This window comes from Bacillus pretiosus, assembly GCF_051294775.1.
GTDB lineage: Bacteria > Bacillota > Bacilli > Bacillales > Bacillaceae_G > Bacillus_A > Bacillus_A wiedmannii.
This window is the reverse complement of the sequence record NZ_JBPPHF010000557.1, coordinates 1-283: the sequence shown is the minus strand read 5'-3', so window position 1 is coordinate 283 and position 283 is coordinate 1. Positions and strand designations below refer to the sequence as shown.

General features: G+C 39.9%; 1 protein-coding gene. It reads left to right on the top strand.

Going from position 1 to position 283, the window contains the following annotated elements:
- Nucleotides 1-283, top strand: a 283-nt coding sequence (locus ACSG5Z_RS32145) for an AAA family ATPase (RefSeq protein ID WP_435712974.1), incomplete at both ends; no start/stop codon positions are given.

Genomic DNA, 283 nt, shown 5'->3' with positions numbered 1-283 from the left:
ATGTTAGTACGTGCGCTTTCTAAATCTATTGATGCTGATTACAAGCGCATACAATTCACTCCTGATTTACTGCCGTCAGATGTTACAGGTGTTTCTATTTACAACCCGACAGAGCTCCAATTTGAGTTCAAGCCTGGACCAATCATGGGGAATTTTATACTTGCTGATGAAATTAATCGTACATCTCCCAAAACACAATCTGCCTTACGTGAAAGTATGGAAGAAGGCAATATTACAATAGATGGCAGGACAAGACCGTTACCAAAACCATTCGTTGTAATGG